Below are 17,209 nucleotides of genomic sequence, written 5' to 3'. Positions count from 1 at the left end.
GAGAAGATCAATCTTCGGGCGAAGGGATCGCCTGTGAATTCGGTTTTGGAGTTACCGGTTTTTTTTTCTTTTTGTCCCTAGGGACGAATTGTATGCCTTCCTGTATGTAGGAATCCGGCACTTCGGAATCGGCTTTTTCGATATCCACTTTTGTCTTGAACAGACGGTTCACGAGTTCTTTGAAGGTATCGAAATCCACTTCATACGTAATACCGACACCTTGCGTATAGCCGATGCCCTGCCCGATATAGTTGATATCGTTCTCGCGGTTGAACACGCGCAGGTTCATCGTTCCATCCTCGTTGACGCGGTATTGCACCTCGACGTCGCCCACGATGGCCGATTCATTGACGCCACCTACCGGAACACCTACTTTTCCGTTTATCGTAATCCGATCCGAAACTTGTGTGGAAATGTTCACGCCCACGCGTCCATCGGCTTCGGTTCCCGGGCGGCGGTCGGCAGCCTGGAAGTCCACTCCCACTTTTATGTTCGAGTCCGGATCCTGGAAGATATCGCCTATCAATCCGCTCGCCGTCTCGAAAAGATTCCCTGCAAAATCAGATTCATTGACGCCCTCAGGACTTAGGAACGTACCCGAAGAAAGCAGATACAACGCCTGCGTTTGTCGCGTATCCTTGTCGTCGAGCTTGTATTGTATCTCGGATTTCAGTACCGAACTCACTGTTGGGAAGTTGATGTTGAAATCCGGTTCAGGATTCGACAAATTCCCGCGAACGCCAATTATGACTTCCACCGGGACTTTTCTGTTGACCGACGGATTCTCCAGCAAAATCGCCGGGTTAGCCGAGGTTTTGTAGACCGCTTCCATATTCAGGACGGCCCGCATCGGATCGCCTTCCCAAGTGATCGATCCGCCTTTTTTGAGCGTGAACTTCTTGTCGATAAGCCCGCCGTATTTGAAATTGTAAATCCCTTCATATGCCTGGAAATCGCCCCACATGTTGAATTTCCCAAGCGTGTTGATCTTGAAGAGCAACGACCCGAAACCTTTTCCTTTGATGCTGTGGCCGCTGTTTTTGTCGATGATGACCTCGACCTCGGCCTCCGGCGTGATATCGAAATCGAACTCTAGCTCGAGGCCGTTGTAATTGCGCGTCTGTTCTACGATTCCCTTTTCGAGGTTGTATTTTTCCTTCGGACTCAAAAAGTGGATGTAACTGCGCGATCCCGTCGATTCGGTGTTGTTGATCGGGACCTTTATCGAAGTTCCCTGTTCGGATTTCGCCTCGACTTTGATGAAAAGCCCGTTCGTAGGCCCGGAAATGGAAGCCGTTCCGTTTATGAACGCCGTTCCGTAATAAGCCGCGTCTTCGGTATCCTGTGTGTCAAGCGCCAACAATCGCTCGGACGAAATGTTGAGATCGAGTTCCCATTCGGCAAACTTTTTATGCGATATCCTGCCTTCGAGGAAGCCGACCGTCTTGTATTTCGTGTCGACCATCGAAGTGTTCCGGATGATGAACTGGCTTTCGGTCACGTCGACTACCGATCGCTTTTCCATTTCATATTCGGTGTTCAGGTACGGAACTTTGAGAGAAGTGTCGTCGAGGTAAAGCCTTCCGTTTATCTCGGGCTCGCTGAAAGTGCCGTCGATCTTGGCGTTTCCGGAAGCCAATCCTTTAATATCTGAAATGGCATCGCCCGCGAGCAATGCGTTGAGCATCGAAAGGTTGAACTTGTTGAAGCGCAAATCGACGTTGAGCAGCGTTTGCCCGCCGGCCACGTTGATCTCCCCGTCGGCGCGGAACGATTCAAAATTCTTGTTCTCTAGTACCGAATTCACGTAGAATTTCTTGAAGGTATCGTCTCCATCGACATCGAGAACGAGATTGCCCAATTCGGTTTCGTTGACGAACAGGTCGTCTATGCGAACGGACGACATCGGCTGGTAAATATCGCCCTCCTGCTTGAGGCTCACGGTTCCGTTAAGACTTCCCTTGACGCGGAAACTCTGCGTGTCGGGCGTGAACTTGGACAGGTCGACGTGATCGAAATTAAGCGTCAGGTCTTTGTATTTGGCGCCCTTTATCACACCGTTGATCTTCATGCGCTCGTTGTCGTGGGAAAGCACGAGATTGTCGAAATTGAAGTTCCTGAACGTGCGGTCGATGACGACTTTATTGGCCTGGTCGTCATTCTCGTTGAGAAACCAAAGATAATCCTTGAATTTAAGTTCGGATTTTGCGAAGCCCACTACGACATTTTTCTGCTTATCGAGCGTGTGATAGAGGTTCAGGTTGTAATAATCCTGCCCTTTTTCGCCTCCGACGAATTCCGTACGCACGAACATCGTATCCCGGGCCGTGACGTTGAGCGCACTGAAATCGGCCACTTTATACCATTTGGTGCGTATGCTGTCCATTTCGACAAAGGCGTTGTACAGCGGATTCTTGTTGTCGATCTGGACGCGGACGTTGTCGAAGTAATTCTCGTAAGCGCCGATCTGAGGCGAATCAAATCGGAACTTGAAATCGTTGTTGTCCGAATTGATGCTTCCCGCGACCTGGGTGTTGGGCCCGATCGAAATGCCCGGTAGAAAGATCTCGAGGACTTTGTTGTAGATCGAAAAGTTGAACTTCATGAACTGTCCTTTCGCAATCTTATGAGGCGTGTAATTGGCGTAGAGGCTGCCGAGCGAATTCTCTACCATTTTGGGAACCTGGTCGAATTTATATTTCCCGACGATTTCTCCTTCGATGATATCGGGAGAGTTGATGGCCACGGTCCGCACGCGGTCGGCATCGAAACTCACATCTATCGTAAAATCTTCAAAATAGTACGTATCGCGCTTGTTCTGATAAGAAGTTTGATTGATTTGGATGCGGCCCTGGAGGTCGTCTATAGAATTCCCTGAAATCTGTGTACTGATGTCTCCCTTGAAAACTGCAATCGAATCGTTTTTGACCCAACGCATCTTACCCATGTTGGCGTAATCGACCTTGGCGTGGAAATCGTATTGGATCTCTTTGCGGCTTAAGTTCACTTTTCCTGCGAAATCCATGAACAGGTTCGGGTCGTTCACGAAAACCTGCCCTTCGAATATCGGATTGGTGAAATTCCCGTTTATCAAAATATTCGTATACAGGTAATTGCGGTAACCCACTTTGTAAATGTCACCGGAGAACGACGTGTCCATGAATTCCTGTCGGAAGCCTTTCCCATCGACATCCACGTCAAGGCTGACGATGCCGAGGTCGCGTTTTTCAAGAAAGGTTCCCAACTGGAAATCGTGCAGCACGATATGGCCGGTGTATTTTGCGTTGTCGATGTTGTCGATGTCGGTAAGGACGAGTTCGGTCTCGAGATCGCCCAGCGAAGTCGACATCTTCAATTCGGTCTGTATGGACGAAGCCGTGATCTCGGCATTTCCCACGATATTGAATTTTCCGAGTTTTTTGAGAGAGGTCGGCAATTTCTTCCCGAGAACGTTCGGCAAAAGATCCACAAGTTCCTGATAATCGGAATAGACGCGTTCGAATTTGCCGTTCATATAGAAGTTCTGGCCCGTTTTCCCAAACAGGTTCCGGAATCTTACATCGCCGATGATCTCCGAACCTTTTTCGTCTTTGAGCCTCAGATTCTCGGCATACAGATTATTGAGCGTGCCGCTTACGTGAGCTTTGAGACTGAAATACTTGTTGCGGCCGATGTCCTTGTAAAAATAATAGATGTCGTTTGTGGCCAGCGTCGCCTGTTCCACGTTGATATCGAACCGAACCTTGTTGTTGAAATCCGAGAAATCCTTTTTTACATACGTCAGCAAAACGTCGCCCTTCAAAAGCGAATGAGCGGTGTTGACATCGAGGTCTTTAAGGCTGATGTTGGTTTTGTTGTATTTGAATCTGGCAGTGAGGTTCTTTACGTAAAGCCCGCGGTGATCGAGAAACGCCAGCTCGCGAATGTCCATCGTGACTTCGGGCCCGTGCACCATAAAGTTGCGTATCCTGCCATCGAGCCTGCGGAAATCAAGGTCTTTTGGATTCGCGCGATTCTCGTCGGTCAACAAAAAACGGCTGTTGGAAACGTAAAGATTATCGGCTTTCATGAGGAATTTTCGTCCTGACGGCTTTTGGCCCGGCGTCTCGAAAAGTTTGAGGAAATGGTCGAGATTCGTGTCGCGCTCGCCTTTGTAGGTCTTCATGTTGAACACGAGCCCGTCCGCGCGGATGTCGCCGAACATCAAATCGCCATTGTAAAGTTGCTTGAAACTTAAAATATTGGTATGCAGCCGGTTGGCATAGACCAGCGTATCTTTGCGATAATCGCGTATGATGACCGTTTTGAGCTTCACGCCTCCGAAAATACTGATGGCGATCTTGTCGATTTTGATGTCGGTACCAAAATCTTTGTTGATCTTTTCGGTGGCAAACCGGGCAATTTCGGTCTGTACAGGCGGAAGGGAAAGCAAAATGCCGAGCGTCAGCAAAAACAGGAACAATCCGATGATGGAACGAATCGCTATTTTTTTAAATTTTTTGATACCCGCGAATGTTTTAATTTTGCCTGTGAATTCTCAATCAAAGATACTATCGAACTTATTTAATCTTTCCTAAATCGAAGCAAAATATTTGATTTTTTGCCCAACCTGGAAAAGTCGCGACAAGTTCTCAAAAAAAATGCCACAATATGCGCCAAAACGATGTTTTTATCCTTTCCATAGAAAGCTCCTGCGACGACACGGCAGCAGCCGTATTGCATAACGACAAGGTGTTGTCGAATGTTGTGGCCAATCAGTCGATCCACAATGAATACGGAGGCGTTGTTCCAGAATTGGCTTCCCGCGCCCATCAACAGAACATTGTGCCGGTGATCGACACGGCCCTGAAACGCGCCAATATCGACCGCAGCCAACTGTCCTGCATCGCGTTCACCCAAGGTCCGGGCCTTATGGGATCGCTTCTCGTGGGCAGCTCGTTCGCGAAATCACTTGCATTGGCGCTCGAAGTGCCGCTGATCGCCATTAATCATATGCAGGCCCACATTCTGGCGCACTTCATCGATGAGGAGGGTTTCGACAAACCCAGGTTTCCGTTCCTCGCCTTAACCATCTCCGGCGGGCATACCCAGATCGTGAGGGTCGATTCCTATTTCGACATGGAAATCATAGGCGAAACTACAGATGACGCGGTTGGAGAGGCGTTCGACAAAAGCGCCAAAATCCTCGGGCTTCCCTATCCCGGCGGGCCGTTGGTCGACAAATATGCGCAACAGGGAAATCCGATGGCGTTCCGGTTCACCAAGCCAAAAGTCCCGGGATTGAATTTCAGTTTTTCGGGCCTAAAGACGGCGATCCTGTATTTCATCCAAAAAAACAAAGCAAAAAACCCGAATTTCGTCGAGGAAAACCGGGACGATATTTGCGCATCGATACAACATACGATCATAGAAATCCTGATGGACAAAATGAAAACGGCAGTGCTTCAAACCGGAATCACCCAGGTTGCCATCGGAGGCGGCGTTTCGGCCAATTCCGGCATCCGGAAGGCGATGAAAGACGCGGAGCGCGATCTCGGCTGGAAGACATTTGTCCCAAAATTCGAATATACTACCGACAATGCCGCAATGATCGGGATTGCCGGTTATCATAAATTTCTCGATGGCAGTTTTGAAGATGCTTCCGTCGTTTCAAAAGCCCGAATCGAATTCTGATGCAATTATTCTACAACCCTGACATAAACGTACAAACGCAAAGCTTTGTCTTTGACAAGGAAGAGAGCCGCCACATTATTAAAGTGCTGCGCAAAACCACGGGAGACAAAATATACGTTACCAACGGTTTGGGTTCACTTTTCACCACGGAGATTTCACTTGCTTCAGACAGCAAATGCTCGGTAAAAATCATGGGCGAGAAAAAAACCGATCCGTTGCCGTTCCATCTACACCTTGCTGTGGCGCCGACGAAAATGAACGACCGTTACGAGTGGTTTCTCGAAAAGGCGACCGAAATCGGCGTAAGCGAAATCACGCCTTTGATTTGCGACCGTTCGGAGCGTACCCAGGTCAAAATAGAACGTTTTGAGAAAATCGTCGTGTCGGCCATGAAGCAATCCAACCAATATTTCCTGCCCAAACTCAACGAGGCGAAAAGTTTTAAGGAATTCACGAAAATGGAATTCGGCGGACAAAAATTCATAGCGCATTGCGAGGAAACCCAAAAGAGGTCGCTAAAGAACGAGTTGTCGAAAGGCATCGATGTCACGATCCTTATCGGGCCCGAAGGCGATTTTACCGAAAAAGAGATTGCACTTGCCTTCGAAAAGTCGTTTATTCCCGTATCTTTAGGGGAGACACGACTGCGCACGGAAACCGCGGCGTTGGTCGCGTGCCACAGTGTAATTTTCACTAACGAATAGCCTGATGCGCCTTTTGTTGCTGTCGCTGTTTACCTCCCTTATGCTTTCGGCCCAATTGCCAAAGGACAGCGTTTTTCACGCCAAGAGAGCGGCGAGCCAAACCAAAATGGTACCGGTTTGCGGAGGGAAATACAAGGTGTTTACCCAAAAATGGGGCAACGGCAAAATCAAACTCCTGTTACTGCATGGAGGCCCCGGCCATGGACATGAATATTTTGAAAATTTTCCCGAAGCGCTCAATAGCGCTAATGTAACCGTCTATTTTTATGACCAACTAGGGGCTTACTTCTCAGATCAACCTGATGATGCCGCGATATGGAACGTGGATCGGTTCGTAACTGAAGTGGAGGAAGTGCGCGTCGGTTTGGGATTGACGGATTTTTATTTGCTAGGCCATTCCTGGGGCGGATTGCTGGCCCAAAAATATGCGGCAAAATATCCCGGACAGCTCAAAGGAGTAATCTTATCCAATGTACCCGGCTTTTCAACACAAGATCCTACTTATTTTTATAAATTGATGGATAGTCTTGATGGCGTTGCGTTCAACCGGGCATCGCGAAGAGCGGAATTTGCTGAAAAACAAATCGGGATCGACTCATTAAAAAACCGGCAAAAAATCGCTGACGCTGCTCTGGCCAAGCGCTTCGGAAAAGTCCACGACAGTATTTTCGGGCGTATGATGTATTATACCAAGGCGGGAAAATTTCCGGAGCCGTTGGCACGTAGCATGCGGCATATCGAGAATTCGGCCATAGAAAAATACGAATTCGATTTCTTGAAACAGGATTATCTGTCGGCATTACGCCAAATAGAGAAACCGGTTCTTTTATTGGGATCGCGAAACGATTTCCTACACGATGAACGTTATTTTCAACTCAAAAAGACCATGAAAGCGAAAACCGCAGTGTATCTTTGTCCTGAAGGCGCGCACTTCCCAATGTGGGACGATCCGGAAACCTATTTCGCTGCCGTTCGCAAATTCCTTATTCAGGTAGATTCGAACCGATTCAATCCTGATGATTTTTAAGTTGATGGTTGTTCGTAACGATAATTTAGATACCTTCATACTGCTTCGGGACCGACCGCCCTATCGCATTGAGGCGAGCCGGGTAGCGTAACCGAAACAACAATAATTTTAACTCACTCCCATTGGATATACATACGATCGCCTGGATGAAAAAGATGTTATTTGGACTTGCCTTACTGATTGTAACGGTGGCGAACGCCCAGGAAATCGCCTTGCTCAAATACAACGGAGGAGGCGATTGGTACGGGAATCCGACGGCATTGCCGAATCTCATCAAATTCTGCAACCGCACGCTCAACACGCGTATCACGCCCAAACCCGCAACGGTCGAGCCGGCAAGTCCGGACCTGCTCTCCTATCCATTCGTGCACATGACGGGCCACGGCAATGTGGTTTTTAACGATAACGACATCCAAAACCTGCGCAATTATCTCGAAGGCGGCGGATTCCTGCACATCGACGACAATTACGGTATGGACGAATACGCTAGACGCGAAATCAAAAGGCTTTTCCCGAACAATCCTTTGGTGGAGTTGCCGGCCAGCCATCCTATATTCCAGGGTCCGAATACATTCGCCTCGGGCATACCGAAAATACACGAACACGACGCTAAGCGACCGCAAGCTTTCGGGATCATCATCGACGGGCGGCTCGCTTTGCTTTACACCTTCGAGACCGATCTCGGCGACGGATGGGAAGATCCCGAAGTACACAACGATCCCGTCGACGTTCGTGAAAAAGCGCTCAAAATGGGCGCGAATATCATCCATTACGCTTTCAACCAATGAGTATGACGTCAAATACAATTGCAAAAGGGCTGCTCAAAGCCGTAGCCGTATTGGTGGCCGTCGTGCTCGCATTTTATTTTTTGTGGCTGATACAATCGGTCATTATCTATCTGGCGGTTTCGTTGATCCTGACGCTCATCGGGATGCCGATTGTCAAATTCCTCAAAACCAAGTGCAAGTTCAAGAACATCTTTGCCGTGATCACGACCTTGCTGATTTTTGTCGGGTTCATCTTCGGATTCATCATGATGTTCGTACCGTTGATCGCTTCACAGGGACACAATCTCTCGTTGTTGAACACTGCCGCTATCGAACAGAATATCACCCAACTGATCGAACAGGCCAGCAATTGGCTCGAAAGCCACAACATCGACTCGAACCGGCTGCTCAAGGAATCGAACCTTTCGTCCAAACTCAATTTCAATTTCATTCCGAATTTCCTCAACATCATACTGGGCACCATCAGTAGTTTCGGCGTAGGACTGGCCTCGGTGCTGTTCATCACGTTTTTCTTCTTGAAAGACCGAAAGTTGTTCTCGAATTCCACCCAAATGTTGCTGCCGCAAAACCACAAGGAAAAAATCCTGAATTCACTTGACAAGATCGACCATTTGCTGTCGCGTTATTTTATCGGACTGGTCATACAGCTGACGATCATTTTTGTGCTCTACCTGGTTGTCTTATTGATTTTTGGTGTGCAGAATGCGTTGATCATCGCCTTTTTGTGCGCGATCCTCAACATCATCCCATATGTCGGGCCGCTTATCGGATCGATCCTGGCCGCGCTGTTGACGATGCTGAGCAACCTCGGCAGCGACTTCCAGAGCGAGATACTTCCGACGACGATTTATGTGCTCATCGGATTTTGGGTCGTCCAGGTCATCGACAACAATCTCACGGGCCCACTGATTTTCTCGAACAGCGTAAATTCGCACCCGCTCGAAATTTTCCTGGTCATCCTTATCGCAGGCTTTCTGTTCGGGATTTTGGGCATGGTGATCGCCGTCCCGATGTACACGATCCTGAAGGTGATCGCAAAAGAATTTTTTCCCGAAAACCGCATCGTGCAACTGCTGACGCGAAAAATCTGACCGTGAACCCGGAATTGTCAAAGCCTGATGTCCAGAATTGGATTCTTGAGAACACATCCGCCAATACGGAAAAACTGGCGTTTGCCAAAAACCCGTTCCCCACGATCGATTATAAACAGTTGCTGAACCAAGTCACGGCCCGCGCGAAATCCAAGGACAAATTGCCGACGTGGTTCGGAAAGACCGGCATCGTCTACCCGTCTAAAGTCTCGGTAGAACAGACCTCGTCCGAGAAAACGGCGCGATACAAGGCCAATTTGGTTTCAGGCGACAATCTCATCGACCTCACGGGAGGTTTTGGCGTAGATGATTATTATTTTTCGAAAGTCGTAACCAACGTCGTGCACTGCGAGTTGGACAGTGCCCTTTCGGATATCGCAACCCACAATTTCAAGGTTTTGGGCGTTGCTAATATTAGCTGCAAAAACGGCAACAGCACGGAAATCTTGAGAATGGGCGACGGCAGTTACGACTGGATTTACGTCGATCCATCGAGGCGGAACGATGCCAAGGGCAAAGTTTTCATGTTGGCCGATTGTTTGCCGAACGTGCCGGAACTATTGGATTTCTACTTTTCCTATTCCGACAATATTTTGATCAAGGCGGCACCTTTGCTCGATATTTCGGCTGCTTTGTCGGAACTCAAACATGTGAAGCACATCCATATCGTGTCGGTCGCCAACGAAGTCAAGGAATTGCTCTTCGTATTGAAAAATGGATTTGATTCGGCGATTGAGATAACAGCTTCCAACTTGCTTCAGGACAGCACTCAGACTTTTCAATTCAGGTTATCGGAGCACGCGGAAAGCAATTTTGGCAAGCCGCTTGAATTTTTGTACGAGCCCAATCCCGCGATTTACAAATCAGGAGCATTCGATCTCGTCGGGACTCGTTTCGGCCTCCAAAAACTCCATCCTAATTCCCACCTTTACACCTCCGACGACCTCATTGCGGACTTTCCGGGTCGGATTTTTAAGATAGAGCACTGCCTGCCGTATGATAAACCGAGCATGAAAGCCCATCTCCAAGGCAAAAAAGCCAATGTCAGTGTTCGGAATTTTCCGGAATCGGTAGAAAAATTGCGCTCAAAATGGAAGATTTCGGACGGTGGCGATCGCTATTGTTTTTTCACCACAGTCGGACACAACGACAAAATTGTGTTACTTTCGCGAAAAATCACATAAATGAAACGCCTTCTGCCCTTCGCTTTTTATCTGATCGTTTTCGCCTCAGCGGCCCAAAAACCTTGCGATTTCAGCAGCGATGTGACCGACAGCATCGGAACTTACAAGTCGACGAGGGAATATGCGTTTCACGAGCGGATTTTCGGCTCGAGCCGCGCCCACATTTTCTTTTCACTTGTCAAGACGGACGACCTGCCGACCTTGAACCTGACCTTCATTACCAAAAGCAACGATTTCATCAAGGCCAACTGCCTCGATAAAAATTCGCGCATTTACTTCCAGCTTGCCAATGGGAAGGTCGTGACGATGGTTTACGGAGGCGACGACAGCTGCGGAACGGTAGTGCGCGACCAGAAAGGCATGAATAACCGCATCCAAACCGCGGTTTTCTTATTTATGAGGGACAGTTTCCAGGAACTTAAAAATTCCCCGATCACGATGATGCGGATCCGGTTCTCGACCGAAACTATCGACTACATCGTGAAAAGCTCGTTCGTGTCTGAAGCGGATGCCAAAACCTACACGCCCGAAACGTATTTTATGGACAATTTACACTGCATCCTCAATTAGGGCAGTCCCATTTGAAGTTGGATACTTTGAATTTGGTTGCCCCTTCGTGATCAAAATGCCACCACTCCGATTTAAGTACGGAAAAACCGTGTTTTCGCATTACCGTTTGCAGTAACGCCCGATTGTCCTGTACTTCTTTCGATGCGTTTTTATAGTCGATCGCAGCTTCTGGACCGAAGTGGTCGAACGCGGTTCCCATGTCGAGTTCGTTACCGCTTGCATCGACAAGGGAGATGTCCACGGCCCCGCCCCGATTGTGGACAGACCCTTTCGCAGGATTGGCGACGTAATTCGCATCGGGCACGATTTTCCACATTTTTTTCTGTATGTCCAACGGACGGTAACAATCGTAAATCTTGATGCGATAGCCGACGGACATAAAGTCGCGTTGAGCCGCGATAAGCGCCAGTGCGGTTGTATGTCGCAAATAACATTCGCCGCAATTGTAGACTTGGGTTTTGAGGAAGTTGTCGGTTGTGGCGTATTTCATGTCGTAGACAAAATCGGCGCTGTAATTGCTAAGGCTGACAAAAGTGCTGTCCGGCGTCGGCGGAATTCCCTGCGGTTGAATCACGACCTTTTCGGCTTTGGCCACTTTGGGAAATGTGGCCGTCGCGATGATATCCCCTTCCGGCTGAACACCTTCAAAGGACTGACTTCGGCTGCTCTTACATCCTGCGGTAGCAATTGCGATAAAAATTACAGAAACCTTAAAAATGTGCATTCTCGTTGATTTGTTGCCTAAGTTAGGAAAAATTGCAAAGGTTATGAAATCGGAAATTTCGTGTTAAGCCTTGATGCTTAACAACTTTTGATTGCAATCACAAAAAGTTTTAAAAAAAGAATGCAAACTTTTGTAAAATATGGATTGAACGTTTACATTTGCAACCGCAAAAAGCAACGAGTTTTTTGCTTTAGGAGAGGTGCCGGAGTGGTAACGGAGCAGATTGCTAATCTGTCGGCGAGCAATCGTCGCCAGGGTTCGAGTCCCTGTCTCTCCGCTTTAAATGTTTTGATTCAGTCTTTAGATGCTTCGGCAACGCGACTGAGTTTCGGGGTGTAGCGTAGCCCGGTCATCGCGCCTGGTTTGGGACCAGGAGGTCGCAGGTTCGAATCCTGCCACCCCGACAAAGAAATCCTTCTGCACGTTGTGCGGAGGGATTTTTTGTTTTGCGAAAAACATGCCCGCAGAAGAGGATCTCGTTGAATCGACCTATAACAGGATCATGTGAAGAGTAATCCTGCCAAAAGGTATATCCGTGCAATATTAGGGTTCGTCCGAAATACGTCATATGGCCATTCGCCAGCGTCATCCCTCGAAGAATTCCAAAGAAGATGGTTAATTTGGAAATCAAACAGGATCACACACAAGCGTAATCGTGCAAAAAGCACATCCATGCAATATTAGAATCGTCCGAAATACGTCATATGGCCATGCGCCGGCGTAATCCGTCGAAGGTTCAAAGAGAAGATAGATTTATTTACGAATAGCCGACAACCCTTAGTCGCTTCGCATTGACAAAGACTTTCGGAACCACCGCTATTTTGTCAATGATCCTCATGTGTCAATTTCATCCGCAAATTAAAATTGTCACAAAAGTTGTGGCAATTTTTTTTCTCATGAAATTTTGTCACAACTTCCCGAACTTCGAATTTGACGCATTACAAAGCATTATCCGCAAAAAAAAAACGGCTTCAAATGAAACCGTCTGATTGTTTACGAACTGCTGTCTTATTTTTCCATGCTGATGTAAGCCGGATATGACTCACGATTCGGCAAAACGAAATCTTCGTCGTAAGGTTGCACGCCTTCACCGTTATTGTACCGCTCCACGCGCCTAACACCGTCTGCCGTGCTGCCTCCGGTTCCGTTGACTACATTTTGGATATTTCCAGGACCGGCGAATCGGGTAATGCACATTTTTTCGAGTTTGACGTTTTGTCGGTTCGGAATCTCAAAGCCATTTTTCTTGTTGACATTGCCATCAGTACCGGTAAAAACAGCGTAGGATCCCAAGCCGATGCTGTTGTGTTCCTTTACCGAATTGGCAACCTTGAATGCCGCATATCCGTCGACCCTGCCGCCCTGGCTGCTCCAACTCGCCTGGTTCGGGGCGTCATAAGGCGGTTCGTTCTGCAAGAAATACGTCCTGCCGCGTTCCCCGATCCACAGCACCTCGTATTCCTGGTAATGCTCGGCAAAAAGAGCATAGAGCGTGACATCATCTCCGGTTACGACAAGCCCGTTTTTGCATCGGTCGCGTGTCCAACGCAAATTTCCGCCGGGTTGTGAACCGTGGTCGGCACGCCACAACCAAAAGTGGTCGCCTACGACATTGTTGCTGTTGATTTGCATGGATGCGTGGATTTGGATATTTTTTGACTGCACACCTCCTACGCGACACGTAATGTCTGAAAGAAAAATAGGGTCCGCGGAATGATCGCCTTTCGCGTCTTCGCTTCCGATCCTTATCTGGTAGGTCGTGCTGTTGAATGAATCCATGAGCAGCCCGGCGACGATGATGCCGTCTTTGTCGTCGGCATAAATGCATCCCCAGGTATTTTTGACAGTAGGTTCGAGCGTGACCGAAGCAATGCCTGCGCCTAAAAGTATCGCCCCTTTGCGGTTGACCTGGATGGGAGCATCCAATGCGTAATGTCCCGGTGTAAAGAATATGTTCTTGCCGGATTTCAGTGCGCTGTTGATCTCCATGTCTGTATCGCCTTGCTTTGCCACATACCAGCCGGTGAGCAGGTCCTGTATTTGGCCCTCACCCATATCGTCGGACGACCAGGAGGTTCCTACCCTGTTTTTTTGCCAGGAAGGGACGAAAACCTTGTACTGCCCGTCGTCATCGATAAAGAGGAATGGTTTTTCCCGGATGATTGGAGTCGTCGCGATCGGCGTGTTGGTCACATCGGACGCAGGCGGATTGACGCACCCTTGCCAAACCATGTTGTAAGAACCGCCCATCGCCTCGGAACCGGACGGAAAGACAGTATTGCGAGTATACCACTGCTGCTGTCCGCCCCAGTTGGGACGCGTCGTCGTATAATGTGTGTCGGCAATAAAGCCGCCGCTGCCCCAAAAATTAGTGTTCCCGACATCTGAAATATACTTGGATGTGCTTTCGATAAGCATTCTCCTTGCGCTTGTCGATTGGGAAACGGTCCACGCAAAATCCCGCATCACCGTTACATTTTCGACGGATCGCCAAAACGTGCACGTAGCGTTTGCGCCTCCGGAAAGATGCGGCCTGGTAAATATCGCCCCTAGTTTGACTGCCGATGGAACTTTCCCAAGCCCTCCGATATGAGAGTAAAATCCTAGCTCAATGGCGTTCGCGGAGGCTGATGAGGCCGATCCCGATCCGCCGGCGTCATATGTTTGTCCGTTGACGTTCGGCTTGAGGTAATACGCCTGTCGCTTGGTGCTCCACTCGCCTTTCGGGCCACCCAGACCGGTAGAGTCGAAGTGTGAATTAATCTCGCCTCTTACCGCTTGTGCTGTCTCGTATTTCCTGTCATAAAAATACATGTTGTCGCCAAAAATCTGATTTTCGAGCGAAAGCAGGATGGTCTTGCCATTTCGGGTAATTTTATAGTAATTCTCATACTTATCTTTATTGGGTTTCCGATCTGTGAACGCCCGTTTTGGAGTCGATCCGACCGATACAAAATCGGTAGCGAGACGGCTCCCTCCCCTTGTGATCACGTAATTTCCGGACGAGCCGAAAGCCGGCCACGATAGGGTTATGCTGTGTTTTTTGCTGTCGTAGACAATTTCACCCTTTTTGCCGCCGCCTTGTTTTTTTTCGTCGGATAAGGGTGCGAACCCTGAAAGGATAAACAAACAGGCAAATGCGGTAAATAACGAAGCAATTTTGGGACTCATGAGAAAAATTCTTTTTGATTTGTATTGGTCGGTTGCGATCAGGAGCAGGCTTTTGTCGCTAGCTGACAAACTTACTGTTTTAAACAGGTATTCAAAAATCGATAACCGAAAAGTGTCCCGCGACACGCGTTATTTTCCCATGTATCCGATTAATACTTCAGCTCAGAACTAAAATGGCCGTTGATTTACAGTTTTTTACGCGCCAGCATCCCACATTCATGAAATTATTGCGCGCTGGTATTGCTTAACTCGACAAACCAACCTATATTTGCAGCCGTTAAAAAGGTCGCATAGCTCAGCTGGATAGAGCACCTGCCTTCTAAGCAGGCGGTCGAAGGTTCGAATCCTTCTGCGATCACGAATGAATGCAAGAACCAAACAAAAAAAGCCCGAGCTCGCTCGAGGCTTTTTTTGTTTGGTTCTCGCATTCTCAGAGCGGAGCTCTGAAGGATGCCGCGCAGCGGAATCCTCGTGATCCTTACACCGAAAATGTCCCCAAAAGCGCCCGCTAAAGAATACTGCGCAGCGGTTTCCGCACATTCGAGGATTCCTCGCGGCTCAACGCCAAAGAATACCGCACAGCGGGATTCGCATCGTGCCAAACCATCAAATCGATACCGCGTAGCGTAGCACCAAACCAAGATACCGCATAGCGGGATTCCCAACCCAAAGAATCAAATACCGCGTAACGCGATTCCCAAATCAACTTAACAGAACACCGCCCCGCCTTTCAATATCATTTCGCTCCGAACGCCCCTTGGTTTCTACAATTGCGCAAGCAGTAAAATCAGAAACCAAGCATTTTCTATGCAACCTATTAACAGAACCATAAAACACGACCAAGTTTTTTGAAAATTTGCTAAATTCGCGTCCATACAAACCAAAACCATTCATGAAAATCAAATTCGTGAATCCCGAAAAACAATATAACGCATGAACAAGAAAGTAGTTATCGTATCGGCAGTGAGAACGCCGATAGGAAGTTTTATGGGCGCCTTGTCGTCGGTTGCGGCCCCACAATTGGGAGCAGCGGCCATTAAAGGCGCTTTGGAAAAAATCAACCTGAAACCCGAGATGGTAGACGAAGTCCTGATGGGCAACGTCGTACAGGCCGGCGTTGGACAAGCTCCTGCCCGACAGGCTGCTTTGGGCGCAGGACTGCCCAATTCCGTCATCACAACTACCGTAAATAAAGTATGCGCTTCCGGTATGAAAGCCGTGATGCAAGGCGCTCAGGCCATTCAACTCGGCGATGCCGAGATCGTCGTGGCCGGAGGAATGGAAAACATGAGCTCGATCCCGCATTACGTACAGATGAGAAACGGCGTGAAGTTCGGTGGAGCGAATCTCGTAGACGGATTGCAGCGCGATGGCCTCAGCGATGCTTACGACAACAACGCCATGGGTGTCTTCGCTGACGATTGCGCAAAGGAATACAACTTTTCACGCGAAGACCAGGACGCTTTTGCGATACAGTCTTACGAGCGTTCGGCAAAAGCGTGGGACGCCGGGAAATTTGACAATGAAATCGTGGCGGTTTCCGTACCGCAACGACGTGGAGAACCGATCGTTGTGGCCAAAGACGAAGAATACACCAACGTAAAGTTGGACAAGATACCGGCGCTGAATCCGGCGTTTACAAAAGATGGGACGGTCACGGCCGCCAATGCTTCGACGATCAACGACGGAGCCGCGGCATTGGTGCTGATGAGCGAGGAAAAAGCCATCGAACTGGGATTGAAACCGCTTGCTTACATCAGAGGTTATGCAGACGCGGAACAAGAACCGAAATGGTTTACGACGGCTCCGGCCAAAGCGCTTCCGAAAGCGTTGGAAAAAGCCGGCATCACTAAAGACGACGTGGATTTCTTTGAATTCAACGAAGCGTTTTCGGTTGTTGGATTGGCCAACTCCAAAATACTTGGTTTGGACGCCGATAAAGTAAATGTGAACGGAGGCGCGGTTTCCCTTGGACATCCGCTTGGCGCTTCAGGGGCGCGCATCATCGTGACGCTTTTGAATGTGCTGGAACAAAATAACGGGAAAATCGGGGCGGCTGCGATTTGCAACGGGGGCGGCGGCGCATCGGCTATCGTCCTGGAAAAAGCGTAAATGGCGTGATTCGTTTTTTAGTATAGAAACGAGTTCGTATTTTTGACGCGAAACCTAGCCCGGATCGCAGCGAAAAGCTTTTGAGAAAAAAAATGTTGGTTTTACCAGGCGATGACGGCGACCAAAGGAAGCCGGAGACGACTGTCGTAAAACCACATTTTTTTA

Annotated in this window: 11 protein-coding genes and 3 tRNA genes; 11 read left to right on the top strand and 3 right to left on the bottom strand. The window is 48.6% G+C overall.

Going from position 1 to position 17,209, the window contains the following annotated elements; translation table 11 throughout:
* Positions 1-7: 7 nt before the first annotated feature.
* Entirely contained in the window at positions 8-4,462 is a 4,455-nt protein-coding gene (locus HC229_RS00405) for a translocation/assembly module TamB domain-containing protein (protein ID WP_223845479.1), read from the bottom strand.
* A 188-nt stretch (positions 4,463-4,650) separates the two neighbouring features.
* Between HC229_RS00405 and tsaD the strand changes: the two genes are divergently transcribed.
* The 7 genes from tsaD (at position 4,651) to HC229_RS00370 (ending at position 11,037) form a co-directional block, all read left to right on the top strand.
* Entirely contained in the window at positions 4,651-5,673 is a 1,023-nt protein-coding gene (tsaD, locus tag HC229_RS00400; protein ID WP_191018459.1) for a tRNA (adenosine(37)-N6)-threonylcarbamoyltransferase complex transferase subunit TsaD, read from the top strand.
* Positions 5,673-6,377: a 16S rRNA (uracil(1498)-N(3))-methyltransferase gene (locus tag HC229_RS00395; RefSeq protein WP_191018458.1), complete on the top strand. Its 705-nt coding sequence runs from the start codon at positions 5,673-5,675 to the stop codon at positions 6,375-6,377. The genes tsaD and HC229_RS00395 overlap by 1 nt, the downstream gene beginning before the upstream one ends.
* Positions 6,378-6,381: 4 nt before the next feature.
* The gene (locus HC229_RS00390) at positions 6,382-7,404 is read left to right on the top strand and encodes an alpha/beta fold hydrolase (protein WP_191018457.1); all 1,023 of its coding nucleotides are present in this window, start codon (positions 6,382-6,384) and stop codon (positions 7,402-7,404) included.
* A 146-nt stretch (positions 7,405-7,550) separates the two neighbouring features.
* Positions 7,551-8,192: a DUF4159 domain-containing protein gene (locus HC229_RS00385; protein ID WP_191019065.1), complete on the top strand. Its 642-nt coding sequence runs from the start codon at positions 7,551-7,553 to the stop codon at positions 8,190-8,192.
* A gap of 2 nt (positions 8,193-8,194) precedes the next feature.
* Positions 8,195-9,283: an AI-2E family transporter gene (locus HC229_RS00380; protein ID WP_191018456.1), complete on the top strand. Its 1,089-nt coding sequence runs from the start codon at positions 8,195-8,197 to the stop codon at positions 9,281-9,283.
* Between the two features lie 2 nt (positions 9,284-9,285).
* The gene (locus HC229_RS00375) at positions 9,286-10,467 is read left to right on the top strand and encodes a THUMP-like domain-containing protein (RefSeq protein ID WP_191018455.1); all 1,182 of its coding nucleotides are present in this window, start codon (positions 9,286-9,288) and stop codon (positions 10,465-10,467) included.
* Entirely contained in the window at positions 10,468-11,037 is a 570-nt protein-coding gene (locus HC229_RS00370; RefSeq protein ID WP_191018454.1) for a hypothetical protein, read from the top strand.
* Here HC229_RS00370 and HC229_RS00365 read toward each other — a convergent pair.
* Positions 11,030-11,761: a M15 family metallopeptidase gene (locus HC229_RS00365; RefSeq protein WP_191018453.1), complete on the bottom strand. Its 732-nt coding sequence runs from the start codon at positions 11,759-11,761 to the stop codon at positions 11,030-11,032. The genes HC229_RS00370 and HC229_RS00365 overlap by 8 nt on opposite strands.
* A gap of 193 nt (positions 11,762-11,954) precedes the next feature.
* On the opposite strand from HC229_RS00365, the gene HC229_RS00360 reads away from it, so the two are divergent.
* Positions 11,955-12,038, top strand: a tRNA-Ser gene (locus tag HC229_RS00360).
* 52 nt (positions 12,039-12,090) lie between these two features.
* Positions 12,091-12,165, top strand: a tRNA-Pro gene (locus HC229_RS00355).
* 604 nt (positions 12,166-12,769) lie between these two features.
* On the opposite strand, the gene HC229_RS00350 is transcribed toward HC229_RS00355, so the two are convergent.
* Complete coding sequence (locus tag HC229_RS00350; RefSeq protein WP_191018452.1) at positions 12,770-14,932, bottom strand: hypothetical protein; 2,163 nt, start codon at positions 14,930-14,932, stop codon at positions 12,770-12,772.
* Between the two features lie 284 nt (positions 14,933-15,216).
* On the opposite strand from HC229_RS00350, the gene HC229_RS00345 reads away from it, so the two are divergent.
* Positions 15,217-15,290 (top strand) — tRNA-Arg (locus HC229_RS00345).
* A gap of 575 nt (positions 15,291-15,865) precedes the next feature.
* Positions 15,866-17,044 (top strand): acetyl-CoA C-acyltransferase, encoded by a 1,179-nt coding sequence (locus HC229_RS00340; RefSeq protein WP_191018451.1) that lies wholly within the window; start codon positions 15,866-15,868, stop codon positions 17,042-17,044.
* Positions 17,045-17,209 lie beyond the last annotated feature (165 nt).

It is taken from the genome of Flavobacterium selenitireducens (assembly GCF_014748335.1).
Classification (GTDB): domain Bacteria; phylum Bacteroidota; class Bacteroidia; order Flavobacteriales; family Flavobacteriaceae; genus Flavobacterium; species Flavobacterium selenitireducens.
The sequence above is the reverse complement of the archived record's forward strand: the minus strand, read 5'-3'. Positions and strand labels throughout refer to the sequence as shown.

Bases quoted from the DNA above. Each gene is read 5' to 3' on its own strand.
- tsaD (WP_191018459.1), top strand. From the start codon at position 4,651: ATGCGCCAAAACGATGTTTTTATCCTTTCCATAGAAAGCTCCTGCGAC.
- HC229_RS00395 (WP_191018458.1), top strand. From the start codon at position 5,673: ATGCAATTATTCTACAACCCTGACATAAACGTACAAACGCAAAGCTTT.
- HC229_RS00390 (WP_191018457.1), top strand. From the start codon at position 6,382: ATGCGCCTTTTGTTGCTGTCGCTGTTTACCTCCCTTATGCTTTCGGCC.
- HC229_RS00385 (WP_191019065.1), top strand. From the start codon at position 7,551: ATGAAAAAGATGTTATTTGGACTTGCCTTACTGATTGTAACGGTGGCG.
- HC229_RS00380 (WP_191018456.1), top strand. From the start codon at position 8,195: ATGACGTCAAATACAATTGCAAAAGGGCTGCTCAAAGCCGTAGCCGTA.
- HC229_RS00370 (WP_191018454.1), top strand. From the start codon at position 10,468: ATGAAACGCCTTCTGCCCTTCGCTTTTTATCTGATCGTTTTCGCCTCA.
- HC229_RS00365 (WP_191018453.1), bottom strand. From the start codon at position 11,761: ATGCACATTTTTAAGGTTTCTGTAATTTTTATCGCAATTGCTACCGCA.
- HC229_RS00350 (WP_191018452.1), bottom strand. From the start codon at position 14,932: ATGAGTCCCAAAATTGCTTCGTTATTTACCGCATTTGCCTGTTTGTTT.
- HC229_RS00340 (WP_191018451.1), top strand. From the start codon at position 15,866: ATGAACAAGAAAGTAGTTATCGTATCGGCAGTGAGAACGCCGATAGGA.